Source organism: Arenibacter sp. F20364, from assembly GCF_023015905.1.
Classification (GTDB): domain Bacteria; phylum Bacteroidota; class Bacteroidia; order Flavobacteriales; family Flavobacteriaceae; genus Arenibacter.
In genome coordinates this window covers 14,356-35,776 of sequence record NZ_JALKBD010000038.1, presented here as the reverse complement: position 1 = coordinate 35,776, position 21,421 = coordinate 14,356, and the positions used below count along the sequence as shown (strand labels likewise).

12 protein-coding genes are annotated in these 21,421 nt (G+C 39.3%); 11 read left to right on the top strand and 1 reads right to left on the bottom strand.

Annotated features, from left to right (window positions below; translation table 11 throughout):
• The first annotated feature begins 832 nt into the window (after positions 1-832).
• Positions 833-2,527 carry an arylsulfatase gene (locus MWU84_RS20895; RefSeq protein WP_246905348.1) on the top strand — a complete coding sequence of 565 codons (1,695 nt, stop codon included), beginning with the start codon at positions 833-835 and terminating at the stop codon, positions 2,525-2,527.
• 36 nt (positions 2,528-2,563) lie between these two features.
• Here MWU84_RS20895 and MWU84_RS20890 read toward each other — a convergent pair whose 3' ends face one another.
• Entirely contained in the window at positions 2,564-6,517 is a 3,954-nt protein-coding gene (locus MWU84_RS20890; protein WP_246905346.1) for a hybrid sensor histidine kinase/response regulator transcription factor, read from the bottom strand.
• 417 nt (positions 6,518-6,934) lie between these two features.
• Here MWU84_RS20890 and MWU84_RS20885 point away from each other — a divergent pair, with 417 nt between their 5' ends.
• From MWU84_RS20885 to MWU84_RS20840, 10 genes are all read left to right on the top strand, one after another.
• Positions 6,935-10,078: a TonB-dependent receptor gene (locus MWU84_RS20885; protein ID WP_246905344.1), complete on the top strand. Its 3,144-nt coding sequence runs from the start codon at positions 6,935-6,937 to the stop codon at positions 10,076-10,078.
• A gap of 20 nt (positions 10,079-10,098) precedes the next feature.
• Positions 10,099-11,988, top strand: a complete 1,890-nt coding sequence (locus MWU84_RS20880) for a RagB/SusD family nutrient uptake outer membrane protein (RefSeq protein ID WP_069858778.1) — start codon at positions 10,099-10,101, stop codon at positions 11,986-11,988.
• A gap of 20 nt (positions 11,989-12,008) precedes the next feature.
• Positions 12,009-12,701 carry a DUF3823 domain-containing protein gene (locus MWU84_RS20875; RefSeq protein ID WP_246905342.1) on the top strand — a complete coding sequence of 231 codons (693 nt, stop codon included), beginning with the start codon at positions 12,009-12,011 and terminating at the stop codon, positions 12,699-12,701.
• A gap of 91 nt (positions 12,702-12,792) precedes the next feature.
• Positions 12,793-13,827 (top strand): glycoside hydrolase family 43 protein, encoded by a 1,035-nt coding sequence (locus tag MWU84_RS20870; protein WP_246905340.1) that lies wholly within the window; start codon positions 12,793-12,795, stop codon positions 13,825-13,827.
• A gap of 242 nt (positions 13,828-14,069) precedes the next feature.
• A complete protein-coding gene (locus tag MWU84_RS20865) occupies positions 14,070-15,143 on the top strand; it encodes a glycoside hydrolase family 2 TIM barrel-domain containing protein (protein ID WP_246905339.1) in 1,074 nt (357 codons plus the stop codon).
• 66 nt (positions 15,144-15,209) lie between these two features.
• A complete protein-coding gene (locus tag MWU84_RS20860) occupies positions 15,210-16,391 on the top strand; it encodes an aldose epimerase family protein (protein ID WP_069858770.1) in 1,182 nt (393 codons plus the stop codon).
• A gap of 72 nt (positions 16,392-16,463) precedes the next feature.
• A complete protein-coding gene (locus tag MWU84_RS20855; RefSeq protein ID WP_246905338.1) occupies positions 16,464-17,375 on the top strand; it encodes a glycoside hydrolase family 43 protein in 912 nt (303 codons plus the stop codon).
• 64 nt (positions 17,376-17,439) lie between these two features.
• Positions 17,440-18,579, top strand: a complete 1,140-nt coding sequence (locus tag MWU84_RS20850; protein WP_246905337.1) for a glycerate kinase — start codon at positions 17,440-17,442, stop codon at positions 18,577-18,579.
• 24 nt (positions 18,580-18,603) lie between these two features.
• Complete coding sequence (locus tag MWU84_RS20845; protein ID WP_246905336.1) at positions 18,604-19,851, top strand: Tm-1-like ATP-binding domain-containing protein; 1,248 nt, start codon at positions 18,604-18,606, stop codon at positions 19,849-19,851.
• Positions 19,852-19,898: 47 nt separating this feature from the next.
• Positions 19,899-21,416 carry an MFS transporter gene (locus MWU84_RS20840; RefSeq protein ID WP_246905334.1) on the top strand — a complete coding sequence of 506 codons (1,518 nt, stop codon included), beginning with the start codon at positions 19,899-19,901 and terminating at the stop codon, positions 21,414-21,416.
• The last annotated feature ends 5 nt before the right edge of the window (positions 21,417-21,421 follow it).

Sequence of the window (21,421 nt, the reverse complement as noted above, 5' to 3'; positions counted from 1 at the left end):
ATTGGGGGCCTTTTTGGTTTTACAAAAGGCTCAGAAAAGGCTCACTTTTTTTAAAACTGATAGAGCATTTCGGCATGGATACATAGCTGGCTGTTATATTAATTGGTGATAATCAGTTGTTTACACTTTTTTTATTTTTCATTCTAAAAATAGTTGACAAATCAAAAAGCAGGGGGTCAATAATTATGGTCAAGTAATATTTATAGCTACGATTACCATATAAATTGAGGTAATTGAATATGCCAATTTTCAGGTGCTAAGGAAAACTTAATTTATTTTTCCAGGTTAGTTCTCGAAACAGGGTTTTCGTCTAATAGGGTGGAAGTGGAGCTTAGTTGGAGGAACGCAATTTTTACAGGTATGCGATGGTTATACTACAAATTTAATTAGAGTAAACTGAGGTGAATAACTTATTACAGGTTAATAACTATTCGGCATGAATTCTCTAATTCTCAATGGCACGGTTTAACTGGGGAATATTATATTTATTAATAGTCTATTTATTACCATATTTAATTGTAAAAATTATTTTTTAATTGTTTAAAAATGTCATTTCAGGGGCAATTACCAATGTTTTTCAAGATGTTATCACTTTTTAATTCATTGTGTTGAGAATGTGACACAAAATGGAGCCTTAAATCGAGGCCTTCTTGCTTCCTTTGAAAAAAAACGATGTTTTAATACATTAGGCTTGGAGTATATAAACCCATTAATTTCTCAAAAAATATAGGTGAAGAAACATAGAGAGTTGTGGAAAATCTTTCATTTTTTTTATATAATCCCTTTATCCCCAATGATTGATGTGTGAAATAATCAATAACAAAATAAAAATATGTTGAAACAAATTTGGTTTGGCTCTTTAATACTAATGTTCCTTTGTGCTTCCTGTAAAATGAATACAGCTGCCAGTGACAAGAATATAGACATAACGGATTCAAGACCAAATATTGTTGTCATAATGGCCGATGATCTCGGGTATTCGGATTTAGGCTGTTACGGAGGTGAAATAAGCACACCCACCCTCGATAGACTGGGAGCCAACGGATTGCGATTCAATTCATTTTATAACACGTCGCGTTGTTGCCCTTCTAGGGCTTCAATGCTAACCGGTCTATATCCACATCAGGCCGGTATAGGTAGGATGACAATGGATATGGAATTATCTGGTTATCGAGGTACACTTGGTGAAAATACTGTAACTATAGCGGAAGTTCTGAAGGAGGCCGGTTATCAAACGGGTATGACAGGGAAATGGCATGTATCACCCACAAACCAATTGGAAGAGGAGAAACAATTGAAATGGCTGTCACATCAAGAAAATTACGGAACTTTTTCGGATACCTTGACTTACCCAACTTCAAGGGGATTTAACAAATTTTTCGGTAATATTTGGGGTGTAGTTGACTATTTTGACCCCTTTAGTTTGGTTAACGGTGTAAAACAAGTAGAAAACATACCGGATGAGTATTATCATACAGACGTCATTGGGGATTCTGCTGTTGCTTATGTAGAACAGTTCTCTAAAAATAAAAATCCTTTCTTCTTATATGTTGCTCATTGCGCCCCCCATTGGCCATTACATGCTCCTGAGGAAGAAATTAATAAATACGCCAACACCTACGACAAAGGCTGGCGTGAAATAAGATACAATCGGTATCAAGGGTTGATAGAAAAGGGCATTATCAAGACCGATAATGCGGAACTTCCCGACTTTATGTTTCCTGAACTAGCTTGGGAATCCAACACCAATGCGGATTGGGATTCACGAGCTATGGCAGTACATGCAGCCATGGTAGATCGCATGGATCAATCCATAGGAAAACTAGTTGACAAATTGGAAGAAACGGGTGAGTTGGAAAATACTGTTATTTTCTTCTTTTCAGATAATGGTGCAAGCTCTGAACGACCTTCCAAATATGGTCCAGGATTTGACCGTGCAGGAAGTACAAGGGATGGGCGAAAAGTAGTATTTCCAGTAGAAAAGGACAGTATGCCAGGTTCACAAACAGTACATTCAGGTATTGGTCCTGTTTGGGCACATACCATCAATACACCTTTTCGCTTCTGGAAGGCGAAGTCGTTTGAAGGAGGAATCAATTCCCCATTTATTGTCCATTGGCCAAGACAAATCAAGGAACAAGGAATTGTCAAGGATAACCCTGCCCATGTGGTGGATATTATGGCTACCTGTATCGATCTTGCTGGCACCAAATATCCCGAAAAATATAAAGGCCGTGTAATTAAACCGACCGTAGGTAAAACTATGTTGCCGATTTTAATGGGAAAATCTTCTGTGGGTAGTCAGGAAGTCTATTTCTGGGAACATTTTGGTGCCGCGGCCATAAGAAAGAAAAATTGGAAGCTGGTAAGACTTGAAAAGAATGTGCCTTGGGAATTGTATGACTTGGCCAATGATAGGACGGAAATTCATAATGTCGCAGGATCCAATCCCGAAACAGTTGAAGAATTGGCAAAAGAATGGGAAGATTTAGCGCAGACATATGAGGTATATCCAGCTCCTAATTAATGACTAATGACAGGTAAAGTATACTTTTTCAGTTAATTATGAATTCATATATTCGGTGGGGGTCATATTGAACTGTTTTTGAAAATTACGACCAAAACTGGTTTGAGAATTGTATCCAACCATTTCAGAAACCTCATATATGCGGTATTCTCCTTTTTTAAGCAATTCCGCCGCTTTTTTTAAACGCGCAATATTGATCAATTCATTTGGGCTAAGGTCGGACATTTCCTTAATTTTTCTGTACAGTGTAGATCTACTCATAAACATAATATCACTTAGGGTTTCAACACTTAGGTCGGGATCTGATATATGTTTGGTAATTACCTCGTCCAATTTTTGTATAAAGGTTTCATCGGTTGCGGTAAGAGCAATGCTTTTAAGGTGAGCCAAAGGTGAACTGGAATAATAGGACATTATATTTTTACGGTTTTCGATCAAATTTTTAATTTGCACCCTAAGATGGGAAATAGAAAATGGCTTTTCCAGATAGGCGTCGGCACCGGATTCCAATCCCTCAATTTTGGCATTCAGTGCCTGTTTAGAGGTTAAGAAAATAACCGGAATATGACTGGATTCCAAGGTGCGTTTAATATTTCTACAGAGATCATAACCATCCATTACTGGCATCATTACATCGGTTACCACAAGTTGAATATTTTTTAATTCTATGATCCTTAGTGCCTCTTGTCCGTTTGTAGCCTTGTAAACGTTATATAATTCTTTTAAATCATTGGATATAAAATCCAAGAGGTCAATACTGTCCTCTGCTATTAAAATATTAGGTTTTTTTAAGTCCTCCTCGGTGTCAAGCATGGCCATTTCGGATCTAACATTCTCCAATGTTTGATCTTGTGAATAAAGTTTAAATTCCTTTTCTTGATGAATAGGTAACTCTAAAACAAAGGTGTTAAAAGAACCATCGATGTTTGCCATTTCCAAATTGCCATTGTGCAGTTTGGTTAATGAATGTGCCAGGGCCAGACCAATACCGGTCCCATTCTGGTTTTCTACCCCTGATACCCTAAAAAAGGGTTCAAATATTTTTTTTGAAAGATGTTCCGGGATAATATCCCCATCATTTTGAACTTTGAGTTTAAAGCTTTCCACATTGATTTCCAAACTAACATTTACTTTTTGATGGGCGTATTTTATGGCATTTCCAAAAAGATTGCTCAATATCTTCTTCACGGCCTCGGCATCCACAAATGCAATTACTTCGGCTTCGCCCAGATTCAACTTACAATCTATATTCTTATCATTGATAGCTTCAGTAAATCGACTACAGGTTTTTTTTATTAATTCAGTAATATTACATTCAACAAAGGTGAGACTTATACTCTCCATCTCGGTCTTTCTAAAATCCAACAATTGATTGACCAGATCGAGTAGTCTGGTAGTATTCTTTTTCATTATGGAAAGATGCCCCATGGCATCGACGGAGTGATTCCCATTCTTTATCAATTTATCCAGAGGACTTTTTATGAGGGTTAATGGTGTCCTTATTTCGTGGGAAATATTGGTAAAAAATTCAATTTTTGCCTGGTAAACTTCTTTCTCCTTTTTATTACTGAGTTCCTTTATCTTCTGGTTGTTTTTTGAAACCGTTCGCAAATGATAGAATCTTATTATAAAAAACGCCAATAATGCTAATAAAAGCATGTATAGGAAATAGGCTAGTTTACTTTTCCAAAAAATGGGCAACACTTCTATTGAGAGCGAATTGGACATGTCGTTCCATACACCATTATTGGTCAATGCTCTAATATTAAAGCTGTACTTACCAGCAGCCAATTCCGTAAAATGAACCCTATGTTCCTTGTTTAATGGAATCCAATCATTACTAATACCTTTCATTTGATACATATACTCCGTAGATTCCGGACCTATATAACTTAAGGCAGCAAAATCCAGACTAAAGGAAGACTGGTTAGAGTTTAGTACCATATTATCCAGAAAAGTTACCGATTTCTGTAAAGGGGAATCATCCACTCCAACCACCGCCTCTTGATTATTTATTTGAAGACCAGTTATTAAAATGGGTGGCACATAAGTGTTGTTGGCAAAGTTTTTTGGATTAAAACTTATCATTCCGTTAACGCTGCCAAAATACATAGTTCCGTCAAGGCTTTTGTAGCCTGAGTTATAATTAAACTGATCGCTGAGCAAACCACTTTCCTTGGTATAGATTTTTTTATGACCGGTTAAAACTTCATATTCTACTAGTCCATTGGAGGTAGTTACCCAAAGTTCATTATCATTTCCCTCTAACAGGGAATAGAAAGCATTACTTGGGAATCCATCTTTGGTCCCATATTTCTTAAAGGATTTTTTAATCGGGTCGTATCGATTTAGTCCATTTTCAGTTGTAACCCAAATGGTATCGTTATTGTCTTGAAATATACCATTTATGTGGTTGTTGCTTATAGCCTCAGCATTATGGCTGTCATATTTAAAATTACTGTTTTCTCCAGTTTTTGTATTGTAATAAAATAATCCTTCAGAATAACTTCCGGCCCAATATCCCCCATTGTTATCCTCAAAAAAGCAGGTATAATGTATATGCTGGGGAAAAGTCCCGACCAAATCAAAATTATCGGTTTGAGGGTTATAGGATTGTATGGCGGAAGTGGATATGACAATGATATCATTTGACCTTGTTTTATGAAGTGAAAAAATAAAATTATTACTGAGTGTACTCCTACCTCCCATATTGTAATGTGCTACAATTTTGTTCTGCCCAACGTCCAGTACATCCAATCCATGATCAAAAGTGCCTATCCATACCTTGTCATCCATGGGCAGTATGCCGTGAATATTGTAATGTGACAAAATGCCTCCCTTATCCTTGGAGGTATAATTTGTGAACTTCCCAGTTGCTATATTGAACTTATTTAATCCTGCATCCTCTGTTCCTATCCATAAATTCCCTTGATTGTCAGGACGAATTTCCCGTACGGCATTCCCGCTAATAGAATTTTCAGATGAAGACGGAAAATACTTCTTAAAGTAATTGTACTGGTTAGGATGGTAATTTACCCCGCCAAAATAAGTGCCTGCCCAAACACTGCCTTCGTCGTCCACTGTTAGCGCATAAACTGCGTTATCCGCCAAAGCATAAGGATTGTTATAGTTTTTCACCAAGTTTGTATAGGCTTTTTCTTTAAAATTATATAAATGAATGCCTGATTCCGAGGCAACCCAAAGCTCTTCGTTCCCTCTCATGGCAAAATCCCTTACATAAATAGGTCCCTTCAATTCCTCAAGCATTTCCAAAATTTTGCCCTCCAGAATATCATATGCAAGTACGCCATGATTTTGGGTACCCAACAAGATTATATGGTCGTTTAAATTAAATAAGCGGTTAATTCGGAATGGTAATTTAGGATCGCCCTGAACATTTAGATTATAGCCTTTAAAGATTTTGGATACCTTATCATATATATAAAGCTCGTTACTGGATGCAGCTATAATTTCATTATCGTTTGTTTTTAGGATTGCTGTAGCATTAAAAAATAGGTCAGTTGGAAAGGTAACCGTTTCCTTGGTTTTGGTATCGTACTTGTTCATTGCACTGTTCGCAATATACCATAGATTCCCATCAGCGTCATTCATAAGGCCCAAAATATGTTTAGTATTGGTGCCTTCCAACAAATCAAAATTTTCTTGTTTTTCGTTATAACTATACAGACCATTGTCCGTACCTACCCAAAGAATGTCTTCATGTTCATGAAGACATTCTATATATGTCCCGTGTAAACTTTTTGCATCCTCTGAATTATTTTGAAACAATTTAAAGGTATACCCATCAAATCTATTCAGTCCATTTTTTGTTCCAAACCACATGAATCCATTCTTGTCCTGTAATGAGCTTAGAACAGTATTATGGGACAGACCATCTTCTACCTTATAATGTTCAAAGTAAAATTCCTGAGACCATATGAAATTGGAAACCAAGTAAGTAATTAGTAATAAAACAACATTCTTTTTCACCGTTCAACAATTTTTGGAAAATATAAAACTTTTTGTTCTACATAATGTTTCACTATTCTACAATTTAGTTCAATAAGACCAATCGCCAAGACAAAGGCCGGATTATGAATCAATTCGGAGAACTATTGAAACAAAATTAAAGTTAAAACCTTCTTAATTTTCTTCTATTTGCTTCAGCTGCTAAATTGACAGTTTACAAAGATGAAGTAAATGTTATTGTCAACAGTAAAGTCATAAAATTATTATATCGGTAAAAAATTAACCAAATATTTAACCCATACCGATATGGCTTTTAGGTTGATGATGCACACTAAGCTTATATCTATAAATGTGAACTGTTGAATTTTGATCCATGCAGTGAATAAATAACATTTTAACAACTAACTAAAACTTAATTACATTAAAAATGAAAACAACATGAAGACAATCTTAAAAAAATTATTTCAACAGTTCTGTTTGCTGGGTATCTTCTTAGTGGTTTCCCAATCCTATTCGCAGGATAAATTGAAGATTTCAGGAAATGTTAGTTCGGAAACGGACACCATGCCTTTGCCAGGCGTATCTGTAATTGTAAAGGGAACAAATAATGGTGTTTCCACTGATTTTGATGGAAACTACACTATTGAAGCTCCAACAAATGCGGTACTCGTCTTTAGTTACATTGGTTTCAAGACTACGGAGTTGCCGGTAAACGGCCAAACTACAATTGATCTGCAAATGTCAGATGACGTGGCTGCCTTGGATGAAGTAGTGGTAACGGGATATTCTTCTCAAGAGAAAAAATCCATTACGGCCGCTATATCCACGGTAACAAGTGAGGACTTGGAAAGTGTCCACGCCGGAGCATCCGTAAGTTCAGGGCTCGCAGGTAAAATTTCAGGGGTAACCTTTAAAATGCCTGATGGCCGTCCCGGAGCTACTGCTGCCATTCAAATTCGAAATATGGGTAATCCTTTATATGTTATAGATGGGATACAGCAAGACGCCGGCCAGTTTAATAACATTTCGCCAGGGGATATCGAAAGCATTTCTGTTCTTAAGGATGCGTCTGCAGCAATTTATGGTGTCAGGGCCGCAAATGGGGTTGTTGTTGTAACCACCAAACGTGGTAAAAAGAATACCAAAAACGTGGTTAACGTTAATTCCTATTACGGAGGGCAAAACTGGTCAAGATTTCCTGAGACCGTAAATGATTCCTATGTGTATATGTCCAAAAAGGCTGAGGCCGATCTGAACGAATTTGGGGAAACGCAAATCACGAATGAAGAATTGGAGAAATATCGTTTGGGCACAGAAGCGGGTTATAAATCATTTGATTGGAAAAACTTCATAATAAAGAAAGATGCCCCTCTGTATAGCTTAAATGTAAGTACTTCTGGAGGATCGGATAAAATCAACTACTACATTTCTGGAACCCAATTAAAGCAGGAAGCCGTTTTGGGTCCTGAATTTAATTTTGAGCGTAATAACATTCAAAGTAATTTGGATGCCAATATTACTGATCGATTAAAGGTTGGGGTACAGATTAACGGTAGAATAGAAACTACAGACAACCCTGGGATTCCTGGTGCCGATGATTATTGGCTTCCACGATTTGCCATTTTACGAAATCGCCCCTTCGAACGTCCCTATGCCAATGACAACCCTGAATATCTTAACGATATTGGTCACAATGAGACCAACTGGGCATTGCACAACAAGAAAATTGGAGGTTATTCGACCAATATATGGAGAGTGTTACAAACGAACTTTAGTGGGGAATATAAATTTGGTGGGTTCGCAGAGGGTCTTACCGTTAAAGGAATGTATTCCTATTATATCGCCGATCAGGTTTTAAATGGACATGAATATACTTATGATGCATATACCTATGATGCGGCCAACGACGCCTATAATGCTACAGGTGGTAGCTCCAACCCATGGAGGGAACGAAGAAACCGAAAAATTCTTAAAAATGTTTACCAAGGTCAAGCCACCTACAAAAAATCATTTGGGAATGATCATAATGTTGAAGGTCTATTTTTAGTAGAACGCCAAGAGCAACGTGACCAAAACCAATGGGTACGTTCTGTGCCGGAGACGAATATCTTGCCCTTGATCTATTTTGCGAACGTAGTAGCATTTCAAGATGCCGATAATGAAGAGGCACGGATAGGGTACATTGGCAAATTCAACTATAACTATAAAGACAAATATTATTTGGAGCTTTCTGGAAGACAGGATGCCTCATGGAAATTTGCCCCAAGTAAGCGAAAAGGCTTTTTCCCTTCAGGTTCCGTCGGTTGGAGGATTACAGAGGAAGACTGGTATAAGAATATTGCAGGGGAAGATGCATGGGTTTCGGAATTTAAATTAAGAGGTTCCTATGGTGTTTTAGGTGATGACGATATTGGTATCGGCGCCTATGACTATTTACCTGGTTATAATTATAATACGGGAACCGTAATTTTGGATGGCCAACCTATCGTAGGCGCACGGGATAAAGGCCAGATTGTGGACAACATTTCTTGGTTTAAAAGTAAGATTACCGACATAGGGATGGATTTTACCCTTTTTGATGGAAAGATTAACGGATCATATGATTACTTCTACAGATTACGAACAGGATTAAGGGGGAGGAAATATGACATTTTAATTCCTAGTGAATTAGGGTATGGTCTGCCGGATGAAAACGTAAATAGTGATGCACAGTCTGGTTTTGAAGGAGCCTTAAGCTATAGTGATAGTTTCGGGGACTTTAATTTGACTGTCTCAGGTAACGCTTCTTATTCCCGAGGTAAGTTTATAGAATCCTACAAACCTAGATTTGAAAATTCCTGGCAGGAATATAGGGCTTCCAATGAAGGTCGGTTTAATGATATTCGATGGGGGTTTAACACCATTGGCCAATTTCAATCTCAAGAAGAGATCAACAATTACCCTGTAGACATTGATGGTCAGGGTAACAGAACCTTATTGCCAGGAGATTTGATATATGAAGATTTAAATGGCGACGGAAGAATAAACGGATATGACGAGAAACCTATTGGTTACAATTTCGGGAAGCAGCCTTCTGTGAATTTTGGACTTAGTATCCGTATGGCCTACAAAGGATTTGATTTTACTTCTGATTTTTCCGGAGGTTCCGGGTATTCATGGTCACAGGAATGGGAAACCAGATGGGCCTTCCAGAACCAAGGGGCATTGAACACCATATTTTTGGACAGCTGGAGCAGACAAGATCCTTCAGATCCTAACAGTGCTTGGAATCCTGGTAAATATCCAGCACTACGATATAATGCGTCTTATCACAGTAATTATAGAGGAGGTCAGGCATCTAGCTTCTGGATGCATAATGTCACTTATTTAAGGGCAAGAACAATAGAGCTGGGGTATTCATTACCAAAACCGATTCTAGAAAAAATTGGCCTACAAAAGGCGAGGTTCTATATTAATGGTTATAACCTATTTTCCTTTGATAACCTATCCAAATTTGGTATCGACCCAGAGGTCAATGATACTAATGGATTGCAGTACCCACAGAACAAATTCGTAAACGTTGGGGTAAACCTATCTATATAAATAGTAAAAATTTATACGCAATGAAAAAATACATATATACAATACTATTAGCCTTAATTCTGGCCATGGGCTGTTCTAAGAACGATGAGGAATTTTTGGATCGGCCGCCATCTTCGATATTAACACAGGAACAAATTTTTACAGATCCAAGCGCAGTTCTCTCTGTTTTGGGAGATCTGTACAACAGATATGAGGATTTTGGCAGGCTGGATGATTGGGCTTCCGTCGCTGATTTCAACATCGCATATTGGTCAGAGGCAGGTCGCTATCCTGCATTTCAAAATGATGGATGGGGATTTGGCAGCTGGGGTATTTGGAATTACGGATACATACGTGAAATAAATCTATTCTTGGAAAGATGTGAAGAGGCTACCCAATTGGAAGCTTCCCAAAAAACACGGTTTTTGGCTGAAGCACGATTTTTACGTGCCTCTTATTACTTCGAAATGGTAAAACGTATGGGGGGGGTTCCTTTAATATTGGAATCCGAAACCTATGATTTTAGTGGTGATGCCTCTTACCTACAACATCCTAGGGAAACAGAAGCCGCTATTTATGATTTCGTAATAAGCGAGGCTGAAGCTATAAAGGATATATTGCCTACCGATGCCGATTCCAAGTCGAGAGCCACGAAAGGTGCAGCACTGGCCATGGAAACCAGAGCTGCCCTTTATGCGGGTTCCATTGCCAAATATGGAGCAACAACCCCTCAAGTGGCCCTTCCCGGAAACGAAGTTGGAATTCCAGCTTCAATGGCAGAAGGCTATTATACCAAGGCCCTTACAGCAGCTCAAGCCATTATCAGCGGAAGTGCCGGCGCCTATGCCTTATATAATTCCAAACCAAACCTTTCCGAGAATTTCGAGGCCTTGTTTTATGATAAGGCAAACAATCCTGAAGCTATTTTTGTTGAGGATTACAAAGTTGGAGGAGGAAAGACACACTACTTCACAGGTTGGAACCAACCTCGTTTTGGAGCTGAGGAAGAAGAAGGAGGGAGGATAAACCCTAGTTTACAATTCGTTCAATCCTTTGAATTATTGGATGGCACTTACGCCCCTTTGGCAAATGAGGTAGGAGGTGATCCAGTTTACTATGATAATATTGGTGATATATTTCAAGGCAGGGATGCACGTTTGGCCGGAACGGTAATTTTGCCGGGCACCACCTTTAAATCCAAACCCGTAGATATATGGGCAGGTATTGTACTGGCCGACGGTTCAATAGTTAGTGGAGATTCAAGAGGACAGGAAAAAACATTGCCCGGAGGTTCGGAACAGGTTCAGGTAGTTGGCTTTGACGGTCCAATAGATGGCCTGGAATTTACTGCCCAGTCAGGATTCTATATTCGTAAATACCAAGATCCAAATACCGGGTCTGGTCGACGAGGAACCCAAAGTGATGTTTGGTTTATACGTTATAGGTTTGGGGAGGTTCTATTGAATGCTGCTGAGGCCGCTTTTGAATTGGGACAACCAGATGTTGCGGCTGGTTACTTAAATCAAGTTCGTTCAAGAGCCGGGATTACTACACCATTGACGGGGGCCGATGTTAATTTTGACAAAATTGCTCATGAGCGTTACGTAGAATTGGCATTTGAAGGTCTACATTTCTTTGATTTAAAAAGATGGAGGTTGGCACATATCGTCTTAGACGGAAATCCTATCAACCCAACTGAAGTTACCCAAAATATAGGTGTAGCTACGAAAAGGGAAACCCAGCCATACAGTATCTGGCCTTATAAATATTACAACCCTGGAGACCCTAATGATGGTAAATATCTGTACAAGATTTTAAGACTTTCCAGAATTACAGGCGCTGACCGTTTTCAGTTTGGGAACTATTATTCCGAAATAGGACAGGATTTAATCAATAACAACCCTAAATTGGTTAGGAACCCAAATCAATAATCAATTTTAAAACAATAAAGATGAAAGCTAAATTTTATATATTCATATTCAGCGCTCTATTATTGGTGACTTCTTGTTCACTTGATAATTTTGACGAACCAAATGCAATGTTCTCCGGAAATATTGTCTATAACGGTGAAGCCATTCCTGTTGCAAGGAACCAAGTAAGGTTTCAATTATGGCAACCGGGCTATGCGCTTACAGCGCCAATAGACGTTACAATTGCCCAAGATGGTAGTTACAGCAGCAGATTGTTTACCGGAGATTACAAACTTTCTTTTGTGCCTGGGCAAGGACCATTCAGAACCCCTTCAGATACCCTATTTTTTGAATTATCAGGTAATAAGGCAATGGACATTGAGGTTACTCCCTATCATATGATCAGGAATTCCCAGTTCTCATATGCTGCTGGATCTGTAAATGCCAGTTGTGCGGTGGAGCAAATCATTACCGGTACCGATGCTAAAGCTGTAGAAAGAGTAACATTGATTATCAACAGAACTTTATTTGTTGATTCCAACAGTGGAGGAGAAGGTAGTATAGCTCAGGTAGATGCGGCAGACCTTTCCAATTTGGGTAACATCAATATGTCGGTAGAAATACCCAGTGACCCAAAGAAACCGGATCAAAGTTACATTTTTGCCCGTATAGGTGTTAAGGTTGCCGGGATTGAAGACATGATTTACACTCAAGTACAGAAAATAGAATTTTAATTATACTAAATAAACCCCTCGGAAACAATAAATTTTCGGGGGGTAAATTGCCACAATATTCCCTTGATTATCAAGATAAACGCATACCTAGATGGGAACACCTAAAGTAACATACATATTTTTGTTTTTTCTTCTTTTCACTATTTCGGTGTTTTCACAAGACAAAACATTTACTAATCCATTATTACCCTCGGGGGCAGACCCTTACAGTACCTATTACAATGGATATTATTATTATACAAATACCTTACAGAACCGTTTGGTACTTTGGAAAACTAAAAATTTAGCGGCTCTTGACAATGCCGAAAGTATTACCGTATGGACACCACCAGAAGGAACGGATTACTCCAAGGATATATGGGCTCCGGAAGTCCATTTTATAAATAAAAAGTGGTATATCTATTTTGCCGCTGATGATGGTCATAATAAGACCCATCGAATGTATGTATTGGAGAATTCTTCTAAAGACCCTTTTAAAGGAGAATGGGAATTTAAAGGCAAAATTGCGGCTAAAACAGACAAGTGGGCGATTGATGGTAATGTATTCAACCATAAAGGGCAGTTATATATGATCTGGTCTGGATGGGAAGGTGATACCAATGGGCAACAGGATATTTTCATTGCCAAGATGAAAAACCCTTTGGAGATAGATGGGGAAAGGGCGAAAATTTCTTCACCAAAATATGAATGGGAAAAACACGGGGATTTGGATGATCCGGATCTTCCCCATGTCAATGTAAATGAAGGGCCACAATTTTTGGCACATAAGGATCGAATTTTCATTGTTTTCTCGGCAAGCGGCTGCTGGACCGATAATTACAGTCTTGGACTTTTATCATTTAATGGTGGTGACGATTTATTGGAGGCTACGGCTTGGGAAAAATCGGAGGAACCGATTTTTACTCAGGCTCCGCAAAATGGAGTATATGCTCCTGGACATAATTCATTTTTTAAGTCTCCGGATGGTAAACAGGATTGGATTTTATATCATGCCAATTCTAAATCTGGGCAGGGTTGTGGTAGGTTTCGCTCTCCAAGAATGCAAAGGCTGTATTGGGATACCAGTGGAATGCCCTATTTGGGACCACCGTTACCCGAGAATGTAATTCTGGATATACCAAGGTAGTAATGCCTTTAATAAACGAAAATATTAGTTGAATTGAGTTGAGTTGAGTTAGTTTCTTAAATTATCGGGTCTCTCATACGGCCCGGTAATTTTATCGAATGAAGTATGCTGTACAAAATTAGATTTCTATTTAAAATAGTGATGCTATAGTAGAAGTATAAAGCCTTTCTTAACTCCAGACATAAAAATAATTCCTTCCAATTCCTATTGGGAGTATCATCAAAACCAATAAAAATTAGCAGATGAAAAAATTAATACTGATTGCTTACGTGCTTCTTATACCCTTTTCAGGGATATCACAAGAAGATGTTTTAACTAAAAATAAATGGTCCATTGATAAAGCCCAAGAATGGTATTCTCAACAAAAGTGGATGACCGGCGCAAATTTTAATCCCAGTACAGCCATTAATCAATTGGAAATGTGGCAAGAGAATACCTTCGACCCTGAAACAATTGATAAGGAATTGGGCTTTGCCGAAGGTATTGGCTTCAATACGATGAGGGTATATCTTCATAGTTTGGCATACAAGGCAGATCCACAGGGATTTAAGCAACGTATGGATACCTATTTAAAAATAGCAAGCAATCACGGTATCAGAACAATGTTTGTCTTTTTTGATGATGTTTGGGGCAAAACTCCTAGAATCGGTGAACAACCGGAACCTATACCTGGAACCCATAATTCTGGTTGGGTGCAAGATCCTGGAGACCCCGCATCAAAGGAAGAGGAAAACTTCCCCGCTCTTGAGGTTTATGTCAAGGATATCCTCAAAACCTTTGGCAATGATGAACGGATTGTCATGTGGGATTTGTACAACGAGCCGGGAAATACGGGAAAACTAACCAGTTCAATGCCGCTGTTAAAGAACGTATTCATATGGGCTAGGGAAATTAACCCTAGTCAGCCCCTAACTGCGGGCTTATGGGCGTGGGATTTTCAAGAACTCAACGCTTTCCAGGCTTTGAATTCCGATATATTGACCTATCACAACTATGAGGATGAAAAACACCATCAACATATAATCAACCTTTTAAAATCCCATGGCAGGCCAATGGTCTGCACAGAGTATATGGCACGGACTAATAATAGCCGCTTCTCCAATATTTTGCCCATATTACAAAGAGAAAATATTGGCGCCATCAATTGGGGATTGGTAGCAGGAAAATCCAATACAAAATATGCTTGGAATACCCCTATCGAGGACGGAGGTGAACCAATTGAATGGTTTCATGAAGTTTTTAGAAAAGATGGAACTCCCTACAGACAGGACGAGGCGGATTTGATAAAGAAATTGAATAAGCTGGCAAATAAATAAATAGGCCATAGAAAAGGGGTCCCAAACGGCTATTTTATAAGTAGGGCATTTATATAAACTAAACAAATGAAGAGAATAAAATGTAGTCAGATCTTGGTTGTGTTGGCTTTAATGGCAATGTCGGCCTGTAGGGATGTCAATAAAAAAGCAATAATTTCAGAAACGGCCGGAACAAATATGCAAACACCAATGGAAAGTACTTTGCAACAAACCAATTTTGACACCATCATTGATGGAAGGGCCGTAAAGCTATATTGGCTGGAAAACAAGGATTTGAAAATGGCCATTACCAACTACGGGGGTAGGATAGTTGCTCTTTTGACTCCAGATCAAGATGGCAATTATGTTGATGTTTCCATAGGATATTCCAACATTAAGGACTACTTGGATTCTGCCGAAACCTACTTTGGAGCTACAATAGGCCGAGTAGGCAATAGGATTGCAAAAGGTAAATTTTCTTTGGATGGCACCGAATATTCTGTAGTACCGAACAATAATGAAAATGCCCTTCATGGTGGGGAGAACGGATTTCAGGATAAGGTTTGGGACGCCGAACAACCTGATACCAAAACCCTGATCCTGAGATATACTTCCCCTGATATGGAGGAGGGGTTTCCAGGGAATTTAACCGTAAAGGTAACTTACTCGCTAACCGATAACAGGGCTGTTAGAATGGAATACGAAGCCACTACTGATAAAGCTACTGTGGTAAATTTGACCAATCATACCTATTTCAACCTCAATGGAGAAGGAAGTGGAAGTATCCTAAACCATTCATTGCAACTTTATGCAGATCAATTTACACCTGTGGATCAAGGACTGATTCCTACGGGGGAATTGAAAAATGTAAAGGGAACACCTTTCGATTTTAAAGATTTCAATACTATTGGATCGCGTATAGACGAGGAGGATCGGCAATTGGCATTCGGCGGGGGTTATGACCATAATTTTGTTTTAAATGGCACCAAGTCTAATGGTATGAACCATGCCGCTACTGTGGTAGGGGATAAATCTGGCATTGTGATGGATGTATATACTCTAGAACCTGGAATTCAATTTTATTGTGGCAATTTTATGGACTCGGAAAACACTTTGAAATCTGGAGCCAAGGACGATTATAGGACTGCCTTTTGTCTGGAAACACAGCATTTTCCCGATTCCCCCAACCAACAGGGTTTTCCATCAATTACGCTCCGTCCGGGTGAGGTTTACCATACAGTTTCCGAATATAAATTTAGCTTTAGATAGGTTTTGAGAGCATTAGTCATATTTATAGTTTCTATTGTTTTTTGGGGATGTAACGCCCAAAAGTTGACGGATATGGATTCCGGTCAAATCTATTTGGCGGATCCTACTATTTTTCATCATGTAGATACTTATTATTTGTATGGAACTACTGGTGATCCCAAATGGGGAAAGAATAAAGGCTTTTTGGTATACACTTCCAAGGATTTAATACAGTGGTCAGGACCCAAAGGAGCCAAATGCGGCCTGTCCTTGGCAATGGGTGATTCCTATGGGGAAATAGGATTCTGGGCTCCTCAGGTTTTTGAGTACAAAGGTCTTTTTTATATGGCCTATACGGCAAATGAACACATAGCAATGGCAACCAGCAAAAGTCCATTGGGTCCATTTGTTAACACCTCAAAGGAAGCTCTTAAAGCCCCCGTTAAACAGATAGATCCCTTTGTATTCTTTGATGAGGACGGTAGAAAATATTTATATCATGTTCGACTTACCCAAGGTAATAGAATTTACGTAGCTGAATTGCAGGATGATCTCATGGCAATTAAACCGGAAACCTTGAGGGAATGTATTACTGGAGAACTTGAATGGGAAAATACACAAAAGACAGATTGGCCGGTAACTGAAGGCCCCACAGTATTAAAACATAAAGGGCTCTATTACTTGATATATTCGGCAAATGATTTTAGAAACCCGGATTACGCGGTTGGCTATGCCATTAGTGAAAGCCCTCTTGGACCTTGGAAGAAGTTTGATAAAAGTCCCATTATGTATAAGGACCTCGTAGGCGAAAATGGCCCAGGGCATGGAGATGTATTTCTGGATCACCAAGGGGATATGCAATACGTTTTACATACCCATCATAATGACTCTCTAACCCAACCACGAAGAACGGCAATAGTAAAAATAAAATTTGTAGAAGAAAAAGGCAGTCCGGATTATTTGGTAATGGAAAAAGACGGGTTCAGGTTTCTAAAAACCAAATAAGCAGGGTATTCAATGGTAATTTATGCTAAATGAAAATGATTAATAAGGAACAAACCCACAGAAAATGAAAATCGTTGTTGCCCCTGATTCATTTAAAGAATGTTTATCGGCCAAAGAGGTTGCGGAAAATATTGCCATAGGAATTAAGAAGGTACTGCCGGGTTCCCTAATCCATGAAAACCCAATCTCGGACGGTGGGGAAGGAGTATTGGACACCCTGCTGAACGGGGTTGGAGGTAAAAGAATTTCCGTTTTGGTAATGGATCCACTGATGAGGACCATTGAGGCTCAATATGGGATTTTGAAAGATAAAAAAACGGCTGTGATCGAAATGGCCAAGGCTTCGGGCTTGGAATTGTTAAAAGAGTACGAAAAGAACCCATTGCATACATCAACATTTGGCACAGGGCAAATGATCAAGGATGCCCTTAATAGGGGTTGTGATAAATTTATCATCGGTATTGGTGGAAGTGCCACCAATGACGGAGGAGCTGGAATGGTGAGGGCATTGGGAGCCAAATTTATGGATGATGAGGGGGACGATATTCCAGAGGGCGGTGGCAGTCTAAATCAATTGAACACCATAGATCTGACCTATTTTGATAAAAGAATTCAAAGTTGTGAGGTGGTGGTTGCCTGCGACGTTTCCAATCCCCTTACCGGGCCAAATGGAGCCTCTATGGTTTATGGAGAGCAAAAAGGGGGAAGTAAAAAAGATCTGCAAATATTGGATACTAACCTTGCCCATTATGCCCATTGCATCGAAATAATGTTGGGCATCGATATCGACCAGATCCCGGGAGCTGGAGCGGCCGGAGGTACCGGTGCAGGACTAATGGCATTTTTAAAGGGAAAGCTTGTAAATGGGATTGAATTAATACTACGGACCCTTAAAATTGAAGAGCATTTAAAGGAGGCCCACTTGGTATTTACAGGAGAGGGTAAGATTGATGGACAAACATTACAGGGCAAGACCATATCCGGGATCGCAACATTGGCAAAAAAACACAATGTCCCCGTAATCGTGATTACCGGAAAAATTGGTGAGGATATAGAGGGTATTTATGACATGGGGGTAAATGCAGTGTTTTCTATTGTTAATCAGCCAATGGAATTAAAAGAGGCAATTGAGCATGCTCCCCAACTTATTCAGGAATCCGCCAAAAATATAATGGCCACCATTAAGTGTTTTAATAAAAATTAAGGGCTTCAGATATTATGAACAACAATGAACAAAAAAAGTAATACCAATATGCAAAAAGAAGGAAGTATCATAATGGTTGGTTGTTTCGATACCAAAGGAGAAGACTTCGGATTTCTATATGGCTGTCTTATAGGATTAGGTGTCAAGGTAATTACAATCAATACCGGGGTACTTGGCTCCACTGATTTATTTCCGGTAGATTTTGAGGCCATGGAGGTAGCTTTAAGTGGTGGAAGTATCCTTACCGATCTTAGGGAAAATAAAGATCGTGGCAGAGCTATAGAAGTCATGGGAAATGGCGCTGCCGCTATTGTTGAAGATCTTTTCAAAAAGAAAGAAGCCAACGGCATAATAGGTATGGGCGGCGGTGGCGGGACTTTTATAGCACTAAAGGCAATGCAGACTTTACCTTTTGGATTTCCGAAAATTTGCATCAGCACCTTGGCTACCAAAGATTTGTCCATACATGTAGGCATTAAGGATATCACTTTGATGCCATCTGTTGTTGATGTTGCCGGACTAAATAGTATCAGCAAGGTAGTAATGCACCAAGGTGCGGGGGCGATAGTAGGAATGATGCAAGTTTCTAGGTCGACTGATGAAAGGCAGAGCAAATCCATAGCTATTAGTGTTTTTGGCAATACTACACTTTGTGTAGATAAATGTTCGGAATTACTAAGGGATCAGGAATACGCGGTGATGGCCTTCCATTCGGTTGGAGTAGGAGGTAGGACCATGGAAGGATTAACCATGGATGGATGTATTGATGCTATATTGGATATTACTACAACTGAATTGGCGGATGAACTTTGCGGTGGAATATGTAGTGCGGGGCCGGACCGCTTAACAGCTGCGGCCAAAATAGGAATTCCACAGATCGTGGTACCAGGATGTATGGACATGGTAAACTTTGGTCCTTTGGAATCCGTTCCAGAAAAATATAGGGACAGACAATTATTTAGTTGGGCACCGGATGTAACCCTTATGCGGACCAATGTAGAAGAGAACAGAATATTGGGAAAGACTATAGCCGAAAAGATAAATAAGTCCAAGGCTCCTGTTACTGTATTGCTTCCATTAGGAGGCCTGTCCAAAATTGGTGGGCCGGGAGAAGTATTTCACGCTCCGGCGATAGACCAAGAATTGTTCAGTTCCCTAAAAAGTCATGCAAATAAAAATATCAAGATATTGGAGGTAAACTCAAATATAAATACCGAGAGTTTTGCCGCACAGGCGGTAAAATCCTTAATGGAAATTCTAATTAGTCAATAAATTAAATCAGCCTAAGAAGAGCCGACAACTTATACTTAATATATAAAATGATGGATGTAAATAAGATTAATAGAAATCGCTTATTATGGGCGAGTTTTTTTACTATCGTAACTGGCGGAGTTGGCTTTGCTGTACGTGGAGCGATTCTAGTAGATTGGGGGAATCAGTTTGGATTTACCATGACCGAATTGGGCTCCATTACGGGAGGTGGGTTTGTTGGTTTTGGTGTTATCATTATTCTCTTTAGTCTTATAGTAGACAGGGTAGGTTATAAGCCTTTACTAATTTTGGCTTTTGTAATGCATTTTCTGTCCTTGGTCGTCACCGTGGCAACTGTATATGTGTTTGAAGCGATGGGACGCGAAGCTGCCTATTGGTGCCTATACTGGGGCACGTTCCTTTTTGCTGTCGGGAATGGTATATGTGAGTCGGTTGTAAATCCACTTGTAGCAACACTATACCCAAAAAACAAAACACACTACTTGAATATTTTGCACGCTGGTTGGCCAGGAGGAATGATTGTAGGAGGTTTATTGTCCATTGCCTTTCATAGCTTGGTTTCATGGGAGGTTTTAATGAGCTTCTTTCTGATTCCCGTACTTATTTATGGCTTTATCATACTTAAGGAAAAATTTCCAATTTCGGAGGCAAGGGCCGCAGGAGTTGGCTTTAGCGAGATGTTTCGTCAACTGGCTTCCCCATTATTAATTTCTTTGTTGATCTTGATGATGCTGGTAGGCTATGTAGAATTGGGTACTGATAGTTGGATACAGAATATAACGGGTAATATTCTGGAAAATCCAACTAAAGGGGTCTTGTTGTTTATATACACATCTGCCCTAATGTTCGTACTTAGGTTTTTTGCAGGACCTATAGTCAATAGAATATCACCTTTAGGATTGCTCTTCGCCTGTTCTATTCTCGGAGCAATAGGACTGTATATCCTAGGAAACTCAACTACCGGACTTGTAATGGTATTGGCGGTAACTATATATGGAATAGCGAAAACTTTCTTTTGGCCCACCATGCTCGGTGTTGTCGGAGAACGATTTCCAAGGGGAGGTGCCGTAACCATGGGTATTGTTGGTGGAGTGGGAATGTTGTCGGCTGGTCTCTTGGGCGGACCTGGTATTGGGTATAAACAAGATTACTTTGCTTCCAATAAAATTAAGGTGGAGTCTACTGAATCATATGACCGTTATAAGGCGGAACAGGAAAATGGATTCTTGTTCTTTAGGCCAATAAAAGGATTGGACGGTAGTAAAGTCGCGATCTTAAGGGATAATGGAGAGCAGTTGAAGGCAGATATTGAACGTTGGGAAAGCACTGGAAAAGAATTAAGTGACAACGCCAATCTGAGTAATTTGAAAAACTGGTGGGACAATGCCCAGACCATGGTTAATATAGACAAGGTACCTGTGGAACAGGCTGGTTTTTATGGTGCCGGAAGGGCATTGGTAATAACAGCATTGATACCCTTAACGATGTCCCTGGGCTATCTAATCCTTATACTATATTTTAGAAAGCGTGGCGGATATAAACAAGTCGAAATAGAAAAATCCTAAACAAT